Source organism: Pseudoduganella ginsengisoli, from assembly GCF_009720865.1.
GTDB lineage: Bacteria > Pseudomonadota > Gammaproteobacteria > Burkholderiales > Burkholderiaceae_D > Rugamonas > Rugamonas ginsengisoli.
In genome coordinates this window covers 90186-110080 of sequence record NZ_WNLA01000016.1, presented here as the reverse complement: position 1 = coordinate 110080, position 19895 = coordinate 90186, and the positions used below count along the sequence as shown (strand labels likewise).

General features: G+C 60.4%; 20 protein-coding genes. 13 read left to right on the top strand and 7 right to left on the bottom strand.

The features are described 5' to 3' along the window. The first annotated feature begins 41 nt into the window (after positions 1-41). From GM668_RS21140 to GM668_RS21130, 3 genes are read left to right on the top strand one after another with little or no spacing between them, the layout of a single operon-like run. Positions 42-413, top strand: a complete 372-nt coding sequence (locus GM668_RS21140) for a GntR family transcriptional regulator (RefSeq protein WP_155440937.1) — start codon at positions 42-44, stop codon at positions 411-413. After that, entirely contained in the window at positions 410-1267 is an 858-nt protein-coding gene (locus GM668_RS21135) for an ABC transporter ATP-binding protein (RefSeq protein ID WP_155440936.1), read from the top strand. Before GM668_RS21140 ends, GM668_RS21135 begins: the two co-directional genes overlap by 4 nt. After that, a complete protein-coding gene (locus GM668_RS21130) occupies positions 1264-2235 on the top strand; it encodes a hypothetical protein (protein WP_229499632.1) in 972 nt (323 codons plus the stop codon). The genes GM668_RS21135 and GM668_RS21130 overlap by 4 nt, the downstream gene beginning before the upstream one ends. 56 nt (positions 2236-2291) lie before the next feature. On the opposite strand, the gene GM668_RS21125 is transcribed toward GM668_RS21130, so the two are convergent. Then, positions 2292-3017 carry an AraC family transcriptional regulator gene (locus GM668_RS21125; protein WP_229499630.1) on the bottom strand — a complete coding sequence of 242 codons (726 nt, stop codon included), beginning with the start codon at positions 3015-3017 and terminating at the stop codon, positions 2292-2294. 115 nt (positions 3018-3132) lie between these two features. On the opposite strand from GM668_RS21125, the gene GM668_RS21120 reads away from it, so the two are divergent. From GM668_RS21120 to GM668_RS21105, 4 genes are read left to right on the top strand one after another with little or no spacing between them, the layout of a single operon-like run. Continuing rightward, positions 3133-4062 carry a 4-hydroxyproline epimerase gene (locus GM668_RS21120; RefSeq protein ID WP_155440934.1) on the top strand — a complete coding sequence of 310 codons (930 nt, stop codon included), beginning with the start codon at positions 3133-3135 and terminating at the stop codon, positions 4060-4062. 4 nt (positions 4063-4066) lie between these two features. Beyond that, positions 4067-5212, top strand: a complete 1146-nt coding sequence (locus GM668_RS21115; protein WP_308506836.1) for an NAD(P)/FAD-dependent oxidoreductase — start codon at positions 4067-4069, stop codon at positions 5210-5212. A gap of 56 nt (positions 5213-5268) precedes the next feature. Continuing rightward, positions 5269-5529 carry a 2Fe-2S iron-sulfur cluster-binding protein gene (locus GM668_RS21110; RefSeq protein WP_170305745.1) on the top strand — a complete coding sequence of 87 codons (261 nt, stop codon included), beginning with the start codon at positions 5269-5271 and terminating at the stop codon, positions 5527-5529. After that, entirely contained in the window at positions 5526-6794 is a 1269-nt protein-coding gene (locus GM668_RS21105) for an FAD-dependent oxidoreductase (RefSeq protein ID WP_371868745.1), read from the top strand. The genes GM668_RS21110 and GM668_RS21105 overlap by 4 nt, the downstream gene beginning before the upstream one ends. Positions 6795-6981: 187 nt before the next feature. Here GM668_RS21105 and GM668_RS21100 read toward each other — a convergent pair whose 3' ends face one another. Then, positions 6982-8661 (bottom strand): tetratricopeptide repeat-containing serine protease family protein, encoded by a 1680-nt coding sequence (locus GM668_RS21100; RefSeq protein ID WP_155440930.1) that lies wholly within the window; start codon positions 8659-8661, stop codon positions 6982-6984. Positions 8662-9049: 388 nt separating this feature from the next. On the opposite strand from GM668_RS21100, the gene GM668_RS21095 reads away from it, so the two are divergent. Beyond that, complete coding sequence (locus tag GM668_RS21095; RefSeq protein WP_155440929.1) at positions 9050-9733, top strand: hypothetical protein; 684 nt, start codon at positions 9050-9052, stop codon at positions 9731-9733. A 60-nt stretch (positions 9734-9793) separates the two neighbouring features. Here GM668_RS21095 and GM668_RS21090 read toward each other — a convergent pair whose 3' ends face one another. From GM668_RS21090 to GM668_RS21080, 3 genes are read right to left on the bottom strand one after another with little or no spacing between them, the layout of a single operon-like run. Beyond that, entirely contained in the window at positions 9794-10021 is a 228-nt protein-coding gene (locus tag GM668_RS21090; protein ID WP_155440928.1) for a DUF2798 domain-containing protein, read from the bottom strand. Continuing rightward, positions 10018-10587 (bottom strand): flavodoxin family protein, encoded by a 570-nt coding sequence (locus GM668_RS21085; protein WP_155440927.1) that lies wholly within the window; start codon positions 10585-10587, stop codon positions 10018-10020. The genes GM668_RS21090 and GM668_RS21085 overlap by 4 nt, the downstream gene beginning before the upstream one ends. Before the next feature lie 19 nt (positions 10588-10606). Next, on the bottom strand, positions 10607-11083 hold the full coding sequence (locus GM668_RS21080) for a DUF2938 domain-containing protein (protein WP_155440926.1): 477 nt from the start codon (positions 11081-11083) through the stop codon (positions 10607-10609). Between the two features lie 79 nt (positions 11084-11162). On the opposite strand from GM668_RS21080, the gene GM668_RS21075 reads away from it, so the two are divergent. Next, positions 11163-11597: a helix-turn-helix domain-containing protein gene (locus GM668_RS21075; protein ID WP_155440925.1), complete on the top strand. Its 435-nt coding sequence runs from the start codon at positions 11163-11165 to the stop codon at positions 11595-11597. 17 nt (positions 11598-11614) lie between these two features. Here GM668_RS21075 and GM668_RS21070 read toward each other — a convergent pair whose 3' ends face one another. Both GM668_RS21070 and GM668_RS21065 read right to left on the bottom strand, forming a co-directional pair. Further along, positions 11615-13525: a methyl-accepting chemotaxis protein gene (locus tag GM668_RS21070; protein ID WP_155440924.1), complete on the bottom strand. Its 1911-nt coding sequence runs from the start codon at positions 13523-13525 to the stop codon at positions 11615-11617. Positions 13526-13622: 97 nt separating this feature from the next. Next, entirely contained in the window at positions 13623-14534 is a 912-nt protein-coding gene (locus tag GM668_RS21065; RefSeq protein ID WP_155440923.1) for a LysR family transcriptional regulator, read from the bottom strand. Between the two features lie 131 nt (positions 14535-14665). Here GM668_RS21065 and gcl point away from each other — a divergent pair, with 131 nt between their 5' ends. The 4 genes from gcl to pyk all read left to right on the top strand — a co-directional run bounded on the left by gcl (position 14666) and on the right by pyk (position 19766). Then, positions 14666-16408, top strand: a complete 1743-nt coding sequence (gene gcl, locus GM668_RS21060) for a glyoxylate carboligase (RefSeq protein WP_155440922.1) — start codon at positions 14666-14668, stop codon at positions 16406-16408. 71 nt (positions 16409-16479) lie between these two features. After that, entirely contained in the window at positions 16480-17259 is a 780-nt protein-coding gene (gene hyi / locus GM668_RS21055) for a hydroxypyruvate isomerase (protein WP_155440921.1), read from the top strand. 62 nt (positions 17260-17321) lie between these two features. Continuing rightward, positions 17322-18284 (top strand): 2-hydroxy-3-oxopropionate reductase, encoded by a 963-nt coding sequence (gene glxR / locus GM668_RS21050; RefSeq protein WP_155440920.1) that lies wholly within the window; start codon positions 17322-17324, stop codon positions 18282-18284. A 51-nt stretch (positions 18285-18335) separates the two neighbouring features. After that, positions 18336-19766, top strand: coding sequence for a pyruvate kinase (gene pyk, locus GM668_RS21045; protein ID WP_155440919.1), 1431 nt, complete (start codon positions 18336-18338; stop codon positions 19764-19766). Positions 19767-19895: the final 129 nt, after the last annotated feature.

Genomic DNA, 19895 nt, shown 5'->3' with positions numbered 1-19895 from the left:
TACAACACCACTTCATCACATCACCAGTGGAGGACCCATGTATGTGGAATGACAACACGCCGATTTATCGCCAGCTCAAGGAGCGGGTCGTCGGCATGATGCTGGACGGCTTGTTGAAGCCGGGCGACGCCCTGCCCTCGGTGCGCCAGATCGCGGCTGATTTTCAATTGAATCCCATCACGGTATCGAAGGCGTACCAGGAATTGGTCGACGATGCGCTGGTGGAAAAACGTAGGGGATTAGGTATGTACGTAACGGAAGGAGCACCGGAAAAACTGCTGGCCAGCGAACGTGACCGCTTCCTCAGCGAAGAATGGCCTGCCATGCTGGAACGTATTCGCCGCCTCGGACTGGACCTGGAACAATTGCTGCGCACGAATGGCCCCGCCGCGCAGCCGGGAGCGCCAGCATGAGCGCCCTGATCACCGCCCGCAATTTGACCAAGCGCTATGGCAAGCACGTGGCGCTCGACCACGCCACCTTCGACGTGCAGCCGGGCCGCATTGTCGGCTTGATCGGCCCGAATGGCTCGGGCAAGACCACGACCTTGAAAGCCATGCTGGGTTTGACGCCGTTCGAAGGCGAACTGTCCGTGCTGGGGCTGGACCCGCGCACCCACCGCGATGAATTGATGCGCGACGTGTGCTTCATTGCCGACGTGGCGATCTTGCCGCGCTGGCTGAAGGTCAAGGATGCCGTGGACTTCGTGGCCGGCGTGCATCCGCGCTTCAACCGCGCCAAAGCGGAACGCTACCTGGCCAACACCAAGCTCGAACCGCAGATGAAGGTCAAAGCCATGTCCAAGGGCATGATCGTGCAGCTGCACCTGGCGCTGGTGATGGCCATCGACGCCAGGCTGCTGGTGCTCGATGAACCCACGCTGGGGCTGGACATCCTGTACCGCAAGCAGTTTTACCAGCACTTGCTGGAAGATTATTTCGATGAAAACCGCACCATCATCATCACGACGCACCAGATCGAAGAAGTGGAAAACCTGTTGACGGATTTGCTGTTCATCCGCGAAGGCAAGATCACGCTGGCGGCGTCGATGGAGGAAATCGGCGACCGCTATACGGAAGTCATGGTCGAGCCGCAGTTCATCAATGCGGCCAATGCGCTGGCGCCGCTGACGCAGCGCAGCGTATTCGGCAAGGCCGTGATGCTGTTTGACGGGGCGTCGCGCACCCAGCTGGAAAAATTCGGCGAAATCCGTACGCCCAGCGTGGCGGACTTGTTTGTCGCAACGATGAAGGGGACTTACCAATGAAATCGAACCTGACAACCATGCAGTGGCTGCTGCGGCGCGAAGTGTGGGAACACAAAGGCATGGTGATGTGGGCGCCGGCCGTGGTGGCGCTGATCATCACGGCTTTGGTGCTCGGGGGCCTGCTGATGGGCCACAACCTCACCGTGACGCTGGACGGCCAGGCCGTGCATATGAAGGACCATCTGGTTGAACACATGCTGCGGCCTGGCGCCAAGCAGGAATTTGCCCGCGCCGCATCGGAACTGTATGTGGCAATCGGCGCCCCGCTGTACCTGGAACTGGGCATCCTCGTGTTCTTCTATTGCCTCGGTGCGCTGTATGACGACCGCCGCGACCGCAGCCTGCTGTTCTGGAAATCGCTGCCGGTATCGGACAGCATGACGGTGCTGTCGAAAGCCGCCGTGGCGCTGCTGGTGACGCCCGTGATTACCATGCTGGCGGCAACGGCGCTGTCGCTGGCTGTGATCCTGCTGGTTTGCACGGCGGCCACCTTCCAGGGCATACAGCTATTTGGCACCTTGTTCACGACGAGCGAGTTTTACCTGGCGCCGCTGCGCATGGCGGGCGTGCTGCCGGTGTACATGCTGTGGGCGCTGCCGACGGTGGGCTGGCTGTTGCTGGTGTCGAGCTGGGCGCGCTCCAAGGTGTTCCTGTGGGCTGTGGGCGTACCGCTGGGCGCCGGCGTGCTGGTGGCGTGGACCAACAAGATTTTCGCGCTGGACTGGAATATCGGGTGGTTCTTCCACAATATCCTGGCGCGGCTGCTGACGGGCGTAGCGCCGGGGTCGTGGTTCATGTACGTGCGGCCTGCATCGCTGCATGGTGATGAAGGCCGTCTGGGGGCGACGGAACTGCTGGCCGATTCTTGGATGTCGCTGTCGTCGCCCGTCGCGTGGATCGGCGCGGCGGCGGGGATTGCGATGATTGCGGGCGCGGTGTGGATGCGCCGCAACCGCGAAGAAATTTGATTGCTCATCATCCCCGCGGGGGCGCCGCCGGTCGCGGGAATGACGATTTCGGGCCGTCAGTCTTTCAGCATCTGGCGGTATTGCGTGGGCGTCACCCCAACCGTCGCGCGGAACTGCCGCGTGAACGCGCTGTGATCGCTGTACCCGCACGCCACTGCAATCTCCGCCACACTGCTGTCCCCCGCCAGCATGCGCGACGCCGCTTCCAGCCGGGTCTTGATGATGACCTGGCGCGGCGTCAGCTGGTAAATCCGCAAGAAATACCGCTCCAGCTGGGCCACCGACATATTGGCAATGGCGGCCAGATCCGGCAACAGCAGCGGTTCATCGAAATGTTCCTGGATCTTGCGCACTGCATCGGCCACCTTGTGGTATGCAGTATTCTTCGAGTCTTCCATCGCCAGGTCGCGTGAAATGCCGGCCAGACCGATGATCTGGCCGCCGGCGTCGCGCAGCGGCATCTTGCGCGTCAGGCACCAGCCCGGGTCGCGGTTCGGGTACAAGTGCAATTCCAGCTGGTCATCCAAATCCCCCTTCCCCGCCAGTACCGCCAAATCCTGCGCCAGGTAATTATGCCCGTATGGATGGGCAAACACTTCCGCCGACGTCTTGCCCAGCAGCGCTTCCTTGGTTTTCACGCCGCAGCGCTTCACCAATGTGTGGTTCACCACCACATAACGTCCGTGCGCGTCCTTGACGAAAAAAACCACGTCGGGCAGCGCGTCGAACAAGTGTTCAGAAAAGAACACATCGGAAATCCGCAATTTATCAAAAGTATCCATATACTGATTCTCGCACATACTGTGACGATAAAATTCAATTGTGCTGATTTCGTCATTTCCAGTGCGCATCGGCCGCAAGACGGAAGCATCTTACAAGCCTAGAATCTCATCCATCATGAAAACTATCTCGATCATTGATTCCCATACCGGCGGCGAGCCTACCCGTCTCGTCACCGAAGGCGGCCCGGACCTGGGCCAGGGCCCACTGTCTGAACGGCTGGAGCGGCTGCGCCGCGACCACGACCACTTCCGCTCCGCAGTCGTGTGCGAACCACGCGGCTCGGACGTGCTGGTGGGCGCACTGCTGTGCGAACCGCATGCGCCGGGTTGCGCGGCAGGCGTCATCTTCTTCAACAATGTCGGCTACCTCGGCATGTGCGGCCACGGCACCATCGGCCTGGTGGCATCGCTGGCCTACATGGGCAAAATCGGCCCCGGCAAGCACCGCATCGATACGCCGGTGGGCGTGGTGGAAGCGGAATTGCACGTGGATGGCAAAGTCACGGTGGAAAATGTACCGGCACGCCGCACCCGGCACAACGTGGCGGTAAACGTGCCGGGCTATGGCCCGGTGACGGGCGACGTCGCGTGGGGCGGCAACTGGTTCTTCCTGGCAGCCAATCATGGCCAGACCTTGCTGGTATCGAACGCCGGCCCGCTGACCGCTTACACGTCCGCACTGCGCCAGGCTTTGAGCAACGCCGGCATCACGGGCGACGATGGCGCGGAAATCGACCATATCGAATTGTTTGCCGATACGCCGGAAGCGGACAGCCGCAATTTCGTGCTGTGCCCCGGCCACGCATACGACCGCTCGCCGTGCGGCACCGGCACCAGCGCCAAGCTGGCGTGCCTGGCGGCCGATGGCAAGCTGATTGAAGGCCAGATCTGGCGCCAGGAAAGCATCGTCGGCAGTATTTTTGAGGGGTCGTTCCGCCGCGTTGGCGACCAGCTGATCCCATCTATCACGGGCCAGGCGTGGGTCAATGCGGAAGCAAAGCTGATCCTCAATCCGACCGACCCGCTGGTGTGGGGCATCCGCTGAGGCGATGAAGATGACGACCGACGTTCTCATCATCGGCGCCGGCATTATTGGTGCGGCATGCGCGGAAGCGCTGGCGGCGCGCGGCGTACAGGTGACCATCATCGAACAGGATGCCATCGGATCCGGCGCCACGGCTGCCGGCATGGGGCACCTGGTCGTGATGGACGACAATGCGGCGGAACTGGCGCTGTCGTCGTATTCGCTGTCGCTGTGGCGCGAATTTGTCGGCACGGCGCCCGGCAAGCATGAATACAGCCGCTGCGGCACCATTTGGGTGGCAGCCGATGACGAGGAAATGGATGCGGCGCGCGCCAAAGGCGACGTCCTTTCCAGCCATGGCATCGAATGCAGCCTGCTGGGCGCGGCCGGCCTGTATGAACGGGAACCGGCTTTGCGGCCCGGCCTGGCCGGCGGCTTGCTGGTGTCTGGCGACGGCCTGGTATATCCACCCAAGAGTGCGCGCATCATGCTGGAACGTGCGATGGCCAACGGCACGCAGCTGGTGATGGGCAAAGTATCGGCGCTGCTTGATGGCGGCGTCCTGCTGGCCGATGGCCGCGAGTTGCGCGCCGCGACTGTCGTGCTGGCATGCGGCTCGCGCAGCGCGGCCCTGCTGCCGGAATTGCCGGTGGTGCCGAAGAAAGGCCACGTTGCCATTACCGACCGCTATCCGGGCTTTATCCGCCACCAGCTGGTGGAACTGGGTTATATCAAAAGCGCCCATGCGTCCAGCGGCGAATCGGTGGCGTTTAATTTGCAGCCCCGTCCGACGGGACAAATCCTGATCGGGTCTTCGCGCCAGTTTGGCACGGAAGACTTGTCCGTGGAACCGGCCATGATGAAGCGCATGCTGCGCCATGCTGCCGGTTTTACGCCGGCGCTGGCCGGATTGAACTTGCTGCGCTGCTGGACCGGCATGCGTGCCGCCAGCCCGGATGGCTTGCCGCTGGTCGGTCCGCATCCGGGGCGTCCCGGCCTGTGGCTGGCGACCGGCCACGAGGGCCTTGGCATCACGACCTCGCTGGCCACCGCGCATTTGCTGGCCTCGCAACTGTTGAATGACCGTCCCGCCATCGCGGCGGAACCTTACCTGCCGGCGCGCTTTGCCGCGCTGGCAAGCCATCAAAATGAGCACGGAGGTGTGCAATGAACGGTGTCGCAGAAGCACTGGTCGAAGCGATCACGCCCCAGACCAATCTCAATGCAGTGATTGTATTCATCGATGGCCGCGCCGTGACAGTGCCGGTCGGCTACACAGTGATTGCCGCCATCGCCCATGCCCATACCCATGCGGCGGTGACGACACGCACGTCCGTGTCCGGCATGCCGCGTGGTCCGGTATGCGGCATGGGGATTTGCCAGGAATGCCGCGTCACCATTGATGGCCGTGCACACCAGCTGTCGTGCCAGACTGTATGCGAGCCGGGCATGGATGTGCGCACGGCAGCGTGGGAGCAGCGCAAGTGAAAACCGCTTACGACATCCTCGTCATCGGCGCAGGTCCCGCTGGCCTGGCGGCGGCGCACGCTGCCGCGCATGCGGACCCGCTGCTGTCGGTTGGCATCGTGGACGACAACCCGGCATCGGGCGGCCAGATCTGGCGCGGCGGCGCGCAGCACCAGCAAGACGAGCGCGCCCGCCTGCTGTGGCGCGAATTGCATGCGGCGCCGAATGTGACATTGATCCAGCAGGCGCGCGTGCTGTATGCGCCGGAAGCCGGCGCGCTGCAAGTGCAGACGCCTGCCGCCGCCATGAAGCTGCGCTATGAGCGCTTGATTTTAGCAACCGGTGCGCGTGAATTACTGCTGCCCTTCCCCGGCTGGACGTTGCCGGGCGTGACCGGGGCCGGCGGCTTGCAGGCATTGGCCAAAGGAGGCTTTCCCTTGGCGGACAAGCGTATCGTGGTGGCAGGCTCCGGCCCGCTGCTGCTGGCCGTCGCCGCCACGCTGGTGGACAAAGGCGCGCAAGTGCAGGCTATCGTCGAACAGGCCGGCAACGCCAGCCTGGCGCGCTTTGCCCTGGGCTTGCTGGCGACGCCGGCGAAAATTGCACAAGCCCTGCAATTAAAGGCGCGCTTGCGCGGCATCCCGTATTTGCGCGGCAGCCATGTGGCTTCCGCGATCGGTAACAGCAACGGCTCCGCCGTCCGTGCCGCGATTGTGCGCACCGGCAGCCGTGAAGTCGAAATCCCCTGCGATTACCTCGCATGCGGCTACGGACTGGTTCCCAACCCGGAACTGGCCTTGGCACTGGGCTGCGCCACAAGCGCAGTATCTGGTTCCATAGAAGCCGATGCGTGGCAGCAGACCAATGTGGCCAATGTGTATGTGGCCGGCGAAGGCACCGGCGTGGGCGGCGTAGACAAGGCGCTGGTGGAAGGACGCATCGCAGGATTGGCGGCAGCCGGGAAATTCGATGAGGCGCAAACCCATTTTGCGGAACGCACGCACTGGCGCGCTTTTGCCACCCGCCTGGCCCGCGCCTTTGCGCTGAAGCCTGCGATTTTGAAACTGGCCGATGACAACACGATTGTTTGCCGCTGCGAAGACGTGACGCACGGCGACTTGCGCTGCCACACCACGTGGCGCAGCGCGAAGTTGCAGACCCGCTGCGGCATGGGACCTTGCCAGGGCCGCATCTGTGGCGGCGCCACCGGCGCGCTGTATGGCTGGCGGCCAGGCGCGGTGCGCGTGCCGCTGTCGCCGGCGCGTGTCGACAGCATCATTTTTTAGCAGTGCACGTAGTACCTGTAGTACCCGTAGTACCAAGCAAGACCCTCTGTTGTACTTGTAGTTCTGTGTAGTGAGTCAGTACTTTTGCTGTTTGCGCAGCGCAGGCCAAGTGGATTCCCCCACTGCTTGGTGTGCGCTGCGTTTTTTTTACTTTGTAGGAATGGTTAGCGAGAGCAGCACACACCACTCAATTAACGTTGCATTCGATCTTGACAGTCGAGCGCCGGCCAAGCACGCCGACGTCTGCAGCCTCCATGCGCTTGGCCTTGGCATCTTGTTGCAATTGCGTCGTGCCAAAATCCACATTCGATGCGTCAAGGAAGGATGACAAGGTACTTGCGTTGATCGCGAAATTAATGTTTTGCGGAATAACGCCGGTCACTTGGCTGATTGACACCGCATTAATTTGCGACACCACGACACCGACCACTTGTCCATAATGATCGAGCACGGGTCCTCCGCTATTGCCTGGCTGAGTCGGCACCGAGATTTGGAAAAGGCTGGTGTCGTTACCCAACCCGCCCAAATTGGTCAGGGTACCAGTACTGACGCTAGCTCCTGCCGCCAGCAGCCCCGATAACGGATAACCAAGCGTGACTAACTCGTCACCTGGCCGGATAGTGCGCCCAGAGCGCAGTTTCAACGAGGGAGCACGCAAATTGGCAACGCTAAGCAGGGCCAAATCATTGCGTTCATCTTTGGCCTGCACCACGGCCGGCAAGCCAGATGGCATCACCTTAATCGCTCTGCACCCCTTGACCACGTGGAAGTTAGTCACGACAAAACTTGGCAAGGTGCCGATGACGAAACCGGTGCCACTCTTGTTGACGGCGGCTATGGGCTCGCGCGCGGCGCTGGCTGTGGTCCCTGCTGTACCAGTTGGCTGCTCCGGCGCCGAACTGTCCAGCAATTTTATGGCGCCAGTGTCGTTTACCGCCTTCAGTAGCTCCGCGTTGACGGGCCATTGCTTGAGCTTGCTTTGAGCCTCCGCCAATTGAGCCGGAGTAAGCTTGGCCGTCACCCGCTCTATTGCGGCCTTGGCCAATTTATTCCTGCCGTCGTGCGCCACAGATAGGGCGTACCACATATACGCCAGCGCCAGGTCAGGCAAGACGTATCGTCCGTTTTCATAAAAAGCGCCAACCCAATCCTGGGCAAGGGAGTCTCGCAAGTAGGCCGCACTATGCAGCCATTTGAACGCTTCGGCGTCGTCCCGGCTCACGCCTATCCCTCGCGCATACGCGACGCCGAGATTGCGTTGTGCCTGAGGCTCGAACTGCAAGGCAGCCTTGCGATACCAGTTGATTGCTTCGTAGGGATTCTTTTCGACCAAATCGCCATGGTCATAGAATCCGCCGAGCCAGCTTTGGGCCAGGGCTTGCCCTTGTTCAGCAGCCTGGCGGAACCAGGCCAGCGACGCAGGCGGGTCCTTCTGCAGTCCACCAAGGCCGCGGTACAAGCTCAGGCCGTACCAAAACTTGGCATCGGCGTTGCCAAGTTGAGCGGCTCTCAGGTACAGGCTCACCGCCCGGGCTTCGTCCTTTTCCAACCCGTTTCCCAAATAAATTTGTTGCGCAAGCAGGTATGTTCCTTCCGCAGAGCCAGCCTCAGTCGCCTTTTTGAACAGCCTGACGGCGATCGACTCATCCTTGATCGTGCCCTGTCCATACAGGTGCAACTTGCCCAGCAGCGCCATGGCGGCTGGTTGGCCATTGTCGGCCAGCGGCTGCAGTAATTTGATGGCGGTGCTGTAATCTCGCCTCTTGATGGCTTCGGTGGCGGCGGCCAAATCGCCAACTTGCGCGACGGCTGGCGCCAGGATCGCGGTAGAAAGGAATAACGAAAAAGCGCATTGGAATTTTTTCATCACATGGGCTCTCGATAAAGATGAGACGACTTACCATGGCGTCTCGAGCGGCCATCATACTCTCAGGCAGAAGAGGTTTTCCAGCAGGCAATAGGAAATGAGCGCAAGACTTGAATCTGCTCAATGATTGCTTTTTGCGCAGCGCAGGCCGGATGCACGAATGGATTCGATAAACCTGCTGGCGGAGGTATTCCCCACATTTTCGGCATTTACTAAAACGTACGAACCACTAATACCCACCACTCTCCCTTCCTAAATAAATCTATCGCGCCAGGGAACTAATCCTTACTGCGCCGGTCTAAGTTTTAGCAGCCAATATAGTGAAGCCGTACGGCTTCCTGGTGGTTAGTACTGGTTAGTAAAACCGGATTTTAGAAGGAGGTATCCCATGTCCACGTCCTACATGAACCGTACCGTCTACATGCCGGTGGATTTGATGGAGGCATTCAGCAAGCACACCGGCCTGTTCTGGAGCAGCCTGGAAATCGAAGGCGCCATTTGCGATGCGATGGCTGCTGCAATGCAGCCGCAGCCGGAAAACGCGGCAAAGGTGGAAGCCCCACCCGATGGTTCGGCCAACGGCTACCAATGGAAACAAGTTTTCCTGCCCGACGGAACAGTATTGCGCGCCGGCTTCGGCGGCCAGTCCTACTTTGCTGTCGTGGAAGGCTCAGCCATCAAATACGGTGAATTCAGCCTGTCGCCGTCAGCCTTTGCGAATTTGCAGGGCAGCGGCAACCGCAATGCGTGGAAGGCAGTCTGGCTGCGCTTCCCCGGCTATAAAGACTGGGTGCGCGCCGATGCTTGCCGCGCCGCGCGGCAAGCCGTCACTGCGAGGATGTTCGAGCCGAATCAGGCCGATGGACCAGGCGAAGAGGAAAGTCAGCCCGCGCCACCGGCCGGCCCGTATCAGCAGCACTACACCGATACCCGTCCGTCACGGGGTATTGAAATTCCGTATTTCCAGTTAGAGCAGCTATTCTCTGAAAAAGCCAAGGCACCCCGGCCCAGTTGGAAAACCAGCAAGCGCAAGGCGGGCAAGCGGCAGGCCGCCCGCAGCAAGCGACGCTAGCCGGCGCGGACTGCTAAATTAGCCAGCCTGTTGCGGGCAACACAGGTCTGATTTATCGACTCAAGATCCGCCAGTCATCAACTTGACGAGCACCCTCGCAGGTGGCGACACCAGCAGCACCGCCGGGAACGCAAACAGCCACGCCATCAGCCACGCCCCCAGCCACAGGCCGAAAAAGCCCGGTCCCCAGCCCATGGCGCGGAACGTGGAGATGCCGGTGATCAGCAGCGACATTTGTCCGGACAAGATAAAGCTGAACAGCAGCGGCGCGTATTTTTTCGGGATCATTCGTGCTTCCCCAGCCGCAGCAGCGTCTGCGCAAAATGTTCGCCGAACAGATGAGCCGTTTTGATGTCGCCCGGCGCAAACGCATCGGCAGGCGCGCCATGCTCCGCCTGCGCCATCAGGCCAGACCACGAACCAAGCCGATTGGCAGCTTCGTCATACGGCACGCCGCTATGCTGTTCCGGCAAGATCGGGTTACCCACCCACAGCATCCCGTGCTGCATGGCGAACACGAACATCGACGTCAGCGTGGATTGCTTGTCCCCTGCCGGCAGCGACGACACGGTAAAGCCGGCGGCCAGCTTGCCCTTCAATTGCTGCATGCGCCACATCTTGCCAGTGGCATCCATGAAGCCTTTGAACACGCCGCTGACGCCGCCCAGATACGTGGGCGATCCAAAAATTATGCCGTCGTAATCAAGAAGTGCAGCGGGAGACTGCGCGGCGTCTTCCGCTTTCAGCATGTCCGCTTCCACACCTGCCGCGCGCAGCACGCCTTCGGCAATATGCATGGCGATGTATTTCGTATGCCCGTGGGCGCTGTGATAAACAATGGCGATTTTTTTCATTTGGCAGACTCCTGAAAAGTTAAAACAAGGCGGTCAGTGAAGCAGCCATATACAGACCGAGGCCGAACACCGTGTGATTGGCCACGCTGCGCAGGCAATTCTTCAGCGGCGTGGGGGTTTTGGACGAAGCTATACCGGCGCCCATGGCGGGCTGCATCACCAGCAGCGGCGCGGCCACCGTGGCCAGGCCCACTGCCACTGCTGGCAGCAAAGTGGGATGCGCCGTCCACTGCAAGCCCTGCACCAGCACCAGCAAGACTGAGAAAGCAATACCGATGGCGTAATGCATCAGCCACCCCAGCGCCAGCTCGCCCTTCACTGGCGCGGACTTCGCAATCGCCGCGTGGGCAAACGTGCCGCGCACCAGATGACCGGCCCAGCGGCCAATGAATGCGAAGTTCAAAGTGGGGACGCCCAGCCGCTTTAGCAGCATCAGCCACGCATCCATGACAGCGGTAGCGCCTATCCCGATCAGTACAACGTTGACGATTTCCATAACAGTGCTCCCGTGTTGACTCTGTAACGCGATGAGTCCACTATAGAAGTTGAAGTCAACTTCAAGTCAAGGGGTTAACATGGATATCGCGGAAGTCGCGAAACTGACCGGCGTGCCGGCATCGACATTGCGCTATTACGAAAAGAAGGGATTGATTGCGTCCAGCGGCCGACAGGGGATACGGCGCACGTTCGGCAAGACCGTGCTGGACCAGCTGGCGCTGATTTCGCTGGGCCAGTCAGCGGGATTGTCGCTCGATGACATCCGGTCGATGTTTCTGCCTAACGGGCAGCCCGACATCGACCGGCAAATGCTGGCCGCAAAGGCCGATGAAATTGATGCGCTGGTCAAGCGCCTGCAAGCGATGAGCGAAGGCTTGCGCCATGCTGCCGCCTGCCCCGCCCCCAGTCACGTTGAGTGCCCGAAATTCCAGCGTTTGCTGAAGGCGGCAGCGTCAGGCGCTATTGAACGGCGCTGGAAGCATGTGGACGTGCCAAAGCTTCCGGGCCATTGACTTAAATGGTCTTGCGCCTAGCGCAGCGCCAGCGCCGTTCGTCCCGAACCGCTGCCGCTGGTATCAAGCTTAAACGTTCCGATCACCTGTTCCAGCTGCGCCGCCTGTTCCTGCAGCGACTGCGCGGCAGCCGCCGCTTCTTCCACCAGCGCCGCGTTTTGCTGGGTCGCGTCATCCATCTGCGTGATCGACAGATTCACCTGGCCGATCCCATCGCTTTGCTCATGCGATGCGGTGGTGATTTCCACCATCAAGGTCGCCACGTGCTGTACGGATTTCACGATATCGTTCATCGCCACGCCCGCCGTATCGACCATCTTGCCCCCGGCTTCCACCTTGCCGACGGAATCCACGATCAATTCCTTGATCTCTTTCGCGGCAGCGGCGGAACGCTGCGCCAGCGACCGCACTTCGGACGCCACCACGGCAAAGCCCCTGCCCTGCTCGCCCGCGCGGGCCGCTTCCACGGCCGCATTCAATGCCAGGATATTGGTCTGGAATGCGATGCCATCAATGACGCCGATGATGTCCGACATTTTCTGCGAGCTGGCCGTAATCTGGCCCATCATGTCCACCACGCCCGCCACCACCTGGCCGCCTTTGACGGCGGCATCGGTGGTGGCCGCCACCAGCTTGTTGGCTTCTTCCGCATTGGCGGCATTTTGCTTCACGGTGGACGTCAATTCTTCCATCGCCGCTGCCGTCTCTTCCAGGTTCGATGCCTGGTGCTCCGTGCGGGCCGACAAATCAAAGTTGCCCGATGCGATTTCCGCCGACGCGGTACTGATGGTATTGGTGCTGTCGCGCACTTTCAGCATGGTGCTGTTCAACGACGATACGAACTTGTTGAACGCATGGGCCAGCGCGCCTACTTCATCTTCGGATTCCACCGGCATGCGGCGGCTCAAGTCGCCTTCGCCGCTGGCAATTTCCGTCAGCATTTCCGCCGCATGCGACACCGGTGCGGCAATCGCGCTGGCGACAAAGAAGATGGCGGCCATGCCGATACCGCCGCCAATCACGGCGCCCACCAGCGCGGCAATCATGGCCGAGCGGCCGATATTGCCCAGCACTTCCGCTTCCGGCACTTCCGCGATCACGTACGCATTCAATTCCGGGATAAACGACGACGCAACGAATTGCGCACCGTTGTCGCCCTTGTAGCGGCCATGCGCAAACTTCTGGCCGCCTAATAAGTCTTTCGACAGGTCGGCGCTGAAGCCCGGCATATCTTTCAAGAAGTGCTTGCCGTCGACCAGCGCGGGATTGCGGTGCACGAGGAAGGCGCCATTGGGACGCACCAGCGCCACGGAGCCGGATTTGCCCAGCTTGTAGCTGCGGATGGTATCGGCCAGCGTATTCACCGCCAGGCCCAGGCCCGCTACTGCCAGTTTGCCGCCGGCCGTCTGCACGCGGGTATTAATGAACAACATGTATTTGTCCGCGCTGACATCCTTGTCGATGTCCAGCGTGTACGCCAAGCCGCCATTGAGGAAGCCATAAAACCACTGGTCGCTGGCTTTGTCTTTCGACAGCGTGCGGTCATAGCCCGCATCCGTGAAGTATTTGCCCGTCGCATGCGAGACCCAGAACACGGTGGCAGCGTTGTTTTTCGATTTCAGCTGCTTTGCATATTTTTTCCATGCGTCGGCGCCTTCATCCGGCAGTCCCGCATCTTCCCAGTCATGCAGGAAGGTGTCGTTGGCCAGCGTCTGCGACACCGACAGCGGCTGGTTAATCTGGCGCAGGATGTCGTTGCGGATCTCGCCGATCTGCGCCGGCAATTCCTGCTCGACCACGCGGACCCGCGCGTTCTCGCTGGTCATGTAGACGCTGAGTGACGAAGAAATAAAAATGAAGAGTAACAAGCACAAACCCATGGCAAGCATAAGTTTGTTCTTGATGGACAGACGTCGCAGCAAGGCCATTGGAGCACTCCCGATTTATTTATGAGTGGCCGTACCTTGATAGCCGGCCTTTATTCAAGTGTACATAGAACCCTTATATACACACGCTTATTTTGCGTCATTTAGTCCGGGTCCAGTAGCCCGGTTGCGCGTAAACCGCCTTTAACTCATCTATAAAGAAACGTATCTTGGCAGGCAGGTGTCTTTGTTGTAGATAAACTGCCATGATGTCGTAATCTGGCAACGCGAAGTCGTCCAGCACGGTGATCAGGCTGCCCTCCGCCAGCTGCGACTGGATTTCCCACGTCGAGCGCCAAGCCAGTCCCAAGCCCTCGCACGCCCAGCGGTGCAGCAGTTCGCCATCATTGCAGTCGAGGTTGCCTTGCACCTTCACTGTCACGGGTTTGCCGCCCTGCTGGAAGTACCAGCCGCGCTGCTGGCCGCCCTGCAAATTGAAGGCCAGGCAATTGTGGTGCGCCAAGTCGTCCAGCGTACGGGGGATGCCCATGCGATCAAAATAATCCGGTGTACCGCAGACCACACGCCGGTTCTTGGCCAGCCGCACAGCGACAAAGCTGGGATCAATGACGCCGCCGATACGGATGCCGAGGTCATACCCCTGCCGCACGAGGTCGATCACCTGGTCCGTCAGGTTGAATGACAACTGTACATCCGGGTTCTTTTTCAGGAAGGCCGGCGCGTGCGGTGCAACATGCTGGCGCCCGAACGAGGCCGGCGCCGACACGATCAGGTGGCCCGTGGCCTTGTGCCGCCCTTCCGCGATATTGCGCTCGGCAATGTCGAAATCCGACAGCAATTTGCGGCAGTCGTCCAGGAAGACATTGCCTTGCTCCGTCAGCGTCAAATGGCGCGTGGTGCGGTGCATCAGCTTGACGCCAAGACGTTTCTCCAATGCATCAATCCTGCGTCCCAGCATCACCGGCGTAATGTTTTGTACCAGCGCGGCAGCTGCCAACGATCCTTTTTCCACCACCGCCACGAAGGCTTCAATTTGTTTGAATTTATCCATGTCAACATTATTCCATACTTGGAGTATCGAATAAAACGATAGTTTGTCGTCTTATCAAGCGAAGTCACTGCCTATAGCATACAAAACATCCGCAACAGGTTCACAAACCAACAAACATCAGGAGAACAAACATGGCAAAGATGAAGGCAGCTGACGCAGCCGTCCACGTGATGCAGAAAGAAGGCATCAACGTTGCTTTCGGCGTACCGGGCGCAGCAATCAACCCGCTGTACGCCGCTCTCAAGCGTAACGGTAGCATCAAGCACGTGCTGGGCCGCCACGTTGAAGGCGCTTCCCACATGGCTGAAGGCTACACCCGTGCCGCTCCAGGCAACATCGGCGTCTGCATCGGCACCTCCGGTCCTGCCGGCACCGACATGATCACCGGTCTGTACTCCGCCCAGGCCGACTCGATTCCTATCCTGTGCATTACCGGCCAGGCGCCGCGCGCCCGCCTGCACAAGGAAGACTTCCAGGCAGTCAACATCGCTGAAATCGCCAAGCCAGTCACCAAGTGGGCCACCACCGTGCTGGAACCAGCGCAAGTGCCGCGCGTCTTCCAGCAGGCATTCCACCTGATGCGCTCCGGCCGTCCAGGCCCGGTGCTGATCGACTTGCCATTCGACGTGATGCAAGCCGAGATCGAATTCGATCCAGACACCTACACCCCGATGGAAGTGTACAAGCCACGTGCTTCGCGCGCCCAGATCGAAAAAGCGCTGGAAATGCTGAATGACGCGGACCGTCCATTGATCACCGCCGGCGGCGGCATCATCAACGCCAACGCATCGGCCCTGCTGCAGGAATTCGCTGAAATCGTCAACGTGCCAGTGATTCCAACCCTGATGGGCTGGGGCACCATTCCTGACGACCACCCGCTGATGGCGGGTATGGCCGGCCTGCAAACGTCGCACCGCTACGGCAACGCCACCGTGCTGGCTTCCGACTTCGTGTGCGGTATCGGTAACCGCTGGGCCAACCGCCACACCGGCTCGGTCGAAGTGTTCACCGAAGGCCGTAAATTTGTCCACGTAGACATCGAGCCAACCCAGATCGGCCGCGTGTTTGGTCCAGACCTGGGCATCGTTTCCGACGCAGGCTATGCACTGGAACTGTTCGTCGAAGTGGCGAAAGAATGGAAAGCCGCCGGCAAGCTGAAAGACCGCACCGGCTGGGTACACCAGTGCCAGGAACGCAAGCGCACCATGCTGCGCAAGACCGACTACGACACCGTGCCGGTGAAGCCGCTGCGCGTGTACGAAGAGATGAACAAGTACTTCGGCCGCAACACCCGCTACGTGTCCGCGATCGGCCTGTCGCAAATCGCTGCCGCGCAATTCCTGCACGTGTACGAGCCACGCAACTGGATCAACTGCGGCCAGGCCGGTCCGCTGGGCTGGACCATCCCTGCAGCGCTGGGCGTGCGGACTGCCGATCCGAAGACCGACATCGTCGCAATTTCCGGCGACTACGACTTCCAGTTCCTGATCGAAGAACTGGCTGTGGGCGCGCAATTCAAGCTGCCATACATCCACGTGCTGGTGAACAACTCGTACCTGGGCCTGATCCGTCAATCCCAGCGCGGCTTCGACATGGACTACTGCGTGCAGCTGGCGTTTGAAAACGTCAACTCGCCTGAACTGAACGGCTACGGCGTTGACCACGTCGCTGTCGTGGAAGGTCTGGGCTGCAAGGCGATCCGCGTGCACAACCCTGACGACATCATTCCAGCGTTCGAGAAGGCGCGTGAACTGATGGCCCAGTACAGCGTACCGGTGGTGGTGGAAGTGATCCTGGAGCGCGTGACCAACATCGCGATGGGCACCGAGATCAACAACATCACGGAATTTAACGAAGTGATCGACCTGAAGTAATCCGTAGCGCCGTGCGGGAGGTGTGCGCCTCCCGCAAGCAACACCAGACTTACAAAAAAAGGATATACGACATGCCAAAGTTCGCCGCCAATCTGACCATGCTGTTCAATGAACTGCATTTCCTGGACCGTTTCAGCGCCGCATCGCGCGCCGGTTTCAAAGGGGTCGAATTCCTGTTCCCGTACGATTTCGAGCCGGAGCAACTGGCTGAAAAACTGCACCAGTTCCAGCTGGAGATGGTGCTGCACAACCTGCCGGCCGGCCACTGGGCAGGCGGTGAACGCGGTATCGCGTGCCTGCCGGACCGCGTCAAAGAATTCGAAGAAGGCGTGGAACAGGCCATCCGCTATGCAAAAGTGCTGAAAACCCAGCGCATCAACTGCCTGGTCGGCATCCCGCCGGCCAACGTGGAAAAGCAAAAAGCGCAAGACACGCTGGTGCGCAACCTGAAGTTCGCGGCCAAGGAATTGAAAGCAGCCGGCATCCCTCTGCTGATCGAACCAATCAACACGTTTGACATCCCCGGCTTCTTCCTGTCGGGCACCAAGCAGGGCCTGGACCTGATCGAAGCAGTCGGTTCCGACAACCTGTTCCTGCAGTACGACATCTACCACATGCAGCGCATGGAAGGCGAGCTGGCGAACACCATCAAGAACAACCTGTCCGTCATCAAGCATATCCAGCTGGCTGACAATCCGGGCCGCTTCGAACCAGGCACCGGCGAAATCAACTACCGCTTCCTGCTGAACTACCTGGACGACATCGGTTACGACGGCTGGGTTGGCTGCGAATACAAGCCGAAGAACGGCACCGTGGACGGCCTGGGCTGGCGTCAGGCGCTGGCTTCGTAATCTGAAATAAACGCGTCATCAATACCGTAGGGCGGATTAGCCGAAGGCGTAATCCGCCATGCATGCGGCGCTGGCGGCGCCAGGCGGATTACGCTGCGCTAATCCGCCCTACATCAAACAACTCGAGGAGAAATATCATGGCAAAACTGGGATTCATCGGCCTGGGCATCATGGGCGCACCAATGGCTGGCCACCTGCAAGCCGGCGGTCACAAGCTGTACCTGCACGACGTGAAAAACCCGCCGGCATCGCTGGTTGAGGGCGGCGCAACCGTCTGCACGTCGGCTGCCGAAGTGGCCAAGCGCGCCGACATCATCTTCCTGATGGTGCCGGACACCCCGCACGTGGAAGAAGTGCTGTTCGCGGAAGAAGGCATCGCAGCCGGCCTGACCCCGGGCAAGATCGTGGTCGACATGTCGTCGATCTCCCCAATCGCGACCAAGGAATTCGCCAAGAAAATCAACAAGAAGTCGTGCGCTTACCTGGACGCTCCCGTGTCCGGCGGCGAAGTGGGCGCCAAGGCCGCATCGCTGACGATTATGGTTGGCGGCCCGCAGGAAGCCTTCGACACCGTCAAGCCACTGTTCGACCTGATGGGCAAGAACATCACGCTGGTGGGCGGCAACGGCGACGGCCAGACCACCAAGGTCGCAAACCAGATCATCGTTGCGCTGAACATCCAGGCCGTTGCTGAAGCCCTGCTGTTCGCATCGAAAGCCGGCGCGGATCCAGCGAAAGTGCGTGAAGCGCTGATGGGCGGCTTTGCTTCGTCCCGTATCCTGGAAGTGCACGGCGAGCGCATGGTCAAGCGTACTTTCAACCCTGGCTTCCGTATCGCCCTGCACCAGAAAGACTTGAACCTGGCCCTGCAAGGCGCCAAGGCGCTGGGCGTGTCGCTGCCTAATACGTCGGCGACCCAGGAATTGATGAATGCCTGCGCAGCCAACGGCCTGTCGGGCCTGGATCACTCGGCCCTGTGCCAGGCCATCGAACTGATGTCCAACCACAAAATCGCACAAGGTTAATTTGTGCCACTAAAAGCGGGGCGCTGCCCCGCTTTTTTTTGAGAAATCATCATGCGCCGTGAACGTAAAGCCAAAATAGTCGCCACTTTAGGTCCCGCCAGCTTTGACCGCGCTGTCATTCAAGCGTTGTTCGAAGAAGGCGCGGATGTGTTCCGTTTCAACTTCAGCCACGGCAGCCACGCCGACCACAAAGCGCGCCACGAGATCGTGCGCGCCATTGAAAAAGACCTGGGCCGCCCGATCGCCATCCTGGCCGACCTGCAAGGCCCGAAACTGCGCATCGGCCAGTTCGCCGGCGGCAAGGTCACACTGCAGGCAGGTGCGGAATTCACGCTGGACCGCAACACGGAACCCGGCAATGAACAGCGCGTATGCCTGCCGCACCCGGAATTGTTTGAAGCCGTCCGCGCCGGCCAATCGCTGCTGATCGACGATGGCCGCGTGCGTTTGAGAGTGCTGGACAGCGGCGATGACTTCATCCGCACGCAAGTCGTCAACACGGGCGTGCTGTCGGACCGCAAAGGCGTCAACGTGCCCGATGCCGTGCTGCCGATTCCCGCCTTGACCGAGAAAGACCGCCGCGACTTGTCGTTTGCGCTGGAACTGGGCGTGGACTGGATCGCACTGTCATTCGTGCAGCGTCCGGAAGACGTGCAGGAAGCCAAGGATCTGGTGCGAGGCCGCGCCGGCGTGTTGTCCAAGCTGGAAAAACCGCAAGCGCTGGAGCGCCTGGAAGACATCATAGAATTGTCCGACGCCGTGATGGTGGCCCGTGGCGACCTCGGTGTGGAATTGCCGCCGGAGCGCGTGCCTGGCGTACAAAAGCGCATCGTGCGCCTGTGCCGCAAGCATGGCAAGCCAGTGGTGGTGGCAACGCAGATGCTGGAATCCATGGTCACCGCACCGGTGCCGACCCGCGCGGAAGCATCCGACGTGGCGAACGCCATTTACGAAGGCGCGGATGCCGTCATGCTGTCGGCGGAATCGGCCAGCGGCCTGTATCCGGTACAAGCCGTCGCGATGATGAACCGCATCATCTCCGAAGTGGAGCGCGACCCGCTGTATCCAGCCATGGTCGATGCGCAGCGCGACGCCACTGCTCCGCTCAACGTCAACAAGGGCGACGCCATCAGCTCGGCGTTGCGCGACGTGACCCGGATCATGGGCGTCACCGCCACCGTGGCGTACACGACATCCGGCCACAGCGCGCTGCGCACGTCGCGCGAACGCCCGCTGGTGCCGATCGTGTCGATCACGCCAAACCAGGAAACCGCGCGCCGCCTGGCGCTGGCCTGGGGCGTGCACAGCACCGTCAGCACCAATGTGTACACGGTCGATGAAATGGTGGCGGCAGCGTGCCGTACCGCGCTGGCGGAAGGCTTTGTGAAGCCGGGCGACCAGATTGCGATTGCTGCCGGTACGCCGTTCGGCCAGCCGGGCACCACCAACTTGCTGCGTTTGGCAGAAATCTGGCCGCAATAAGCGCTGCTTCCCACCCGCCGGGCAGCCTATGTCCCGGCGGGCCATATTTTTTATTGATTATTTGATTTCAATCAAACCGTTCCCCCTTGCCATCCTTCTAGACTTGCAACATTAAAACCTCTCCACTGG

What these genes read in the sequence shown, in the direction of transcription:
- GM668_RS21140 (WP_155440937.1), top strand. Translation starts at nt 42, where the DNA reads ATGTGGAATGACAACACGCCGATTTATCGCCAGCTCAAGGAGCGGGTC.
- GM668_RS21135 (WP_155440936.1), top strand. Translation starts at nt 410, where the DNA reads ATGAGCGCCCTGATCACCGCCCGCAATTTGACCAAGCGCTATGGCAAG.
- GM668_RS21130 (WP_229499632.1), top strand. Translation starts at nt 1,264, where the DNA reads ATGAAATCGAACCTGACAACCATGCAGTGGCTGCTGCGGCGCGAAGTG.
- GM668_RS21125 (WP_229499630.1), bottom strand. Translation starts at nt 3,017, where the DNA reads ATGGATACTTTTGATAAATTGCGGATTTCCGATGTGTTCTTTTCTGAA.
- GM668_RS21120 (WP_155440934.1), top strand. Translation starts at nt 3,133, where the DNA reads ATGAAAACTATCTCGATCATTGATTCCCATACCGGCGGCGAGCCTACC.
- GM668_RS21115 (WP_308506836.1), top strand. Translation starts at nt 4,067, where the DNA reads ATGAAGATGACGACCGACGTTCTCATCATCGGCGCCGGCATTATTGGT.
- GM668_RS21100 (WP_155440930.1), bottom strand. Translation starts at nt 8,661, where the DNA reads ATGAAAAAATTCCAATGCGCTTTTTCGTTATTCCTTTCTACCGCGATC.
- GM668_RS21095 (WP_155440929.1), top strand. Translation starts at nt 9,050, where the DNA reads ATGTCCACGTCCTACATGAACCGTACCGTCTACATGCCGGTGGATTTG.
- GM668_RS21090 (WP_155440928.1), bottom strand. Translation starts at nt 10,021, where the DNA reads ATGATCCCGAAAAAATACGCGCCGCTGCTGTTCAGCTTTATCTTGTCC.
- GM668_RS21085 (WP_155440927.1), bottom strand. Translation starts at nt 10,587, where the DNA reads ATGAAAAAAATCGCCATTGTTTATCACAGCGCCCACGGGCATACGAAA.
- GM668_RS21080 (WP_155440926.1), bottom strand. Translation starts at nt 11,083, where the DNA reads ATGGAAATCGTCAACGTTGTACTGATCGGGATAGGCGCTACCGCTGTC.
- GM668_RS21075 (WP_155440925.1), top strand. Translation starts at nt 11,163, where the DNA reads ATGGATATCGCGGAAGTCGCGAAACTGACCGGCGTGCCGGCATCGACA.
- GM668_RS21070 (WP_155440924.1), bottom strand. Translation starts at nt 13,525, where the DNA reads ATGGCCTTGCTGCGACGTCTGTCCATCAAGAACAAACTTATGCTTGCC.
- GM668_RS21065 (WP_155440923.1), bottom strand. Translation starts at nt 14,534, where the DNA reads ATGGATAAATTCAAACAAATTGAAGCCTTCGTGGCGGTGGTGGAAAAA.
- gcl (WP_155440922.1), top strand. Translation starts at nt 14,666, where the DNA reads ATGGCAAAGATGAAGGCAGCTGACGCAGCCGTCCACGTGATGCAGAAA.
- hyi (WP_155440921.1), top strand. Translation starts at nt 16,480, where the DNA reads ATGCCAAAGTTCGCCGCCAATCTGACCATGCTGTTCAATGAACTGCAT.
- glxR (WP_155440920.1), top strand. Translation starts at nt 17,322, where the DNA reads ATGCGGCGCTGGCGGCGCCAGGCGGATTACGCTGCGCTAATCCGCCCT.
- pyk (WP_155440919.1), top strand. Translation starts at nt 18,336, where the DNA reads ATGCGCCGTGAACGTAAAGCCAAAATAGTCGCCACTTTAGGTCCCGCC.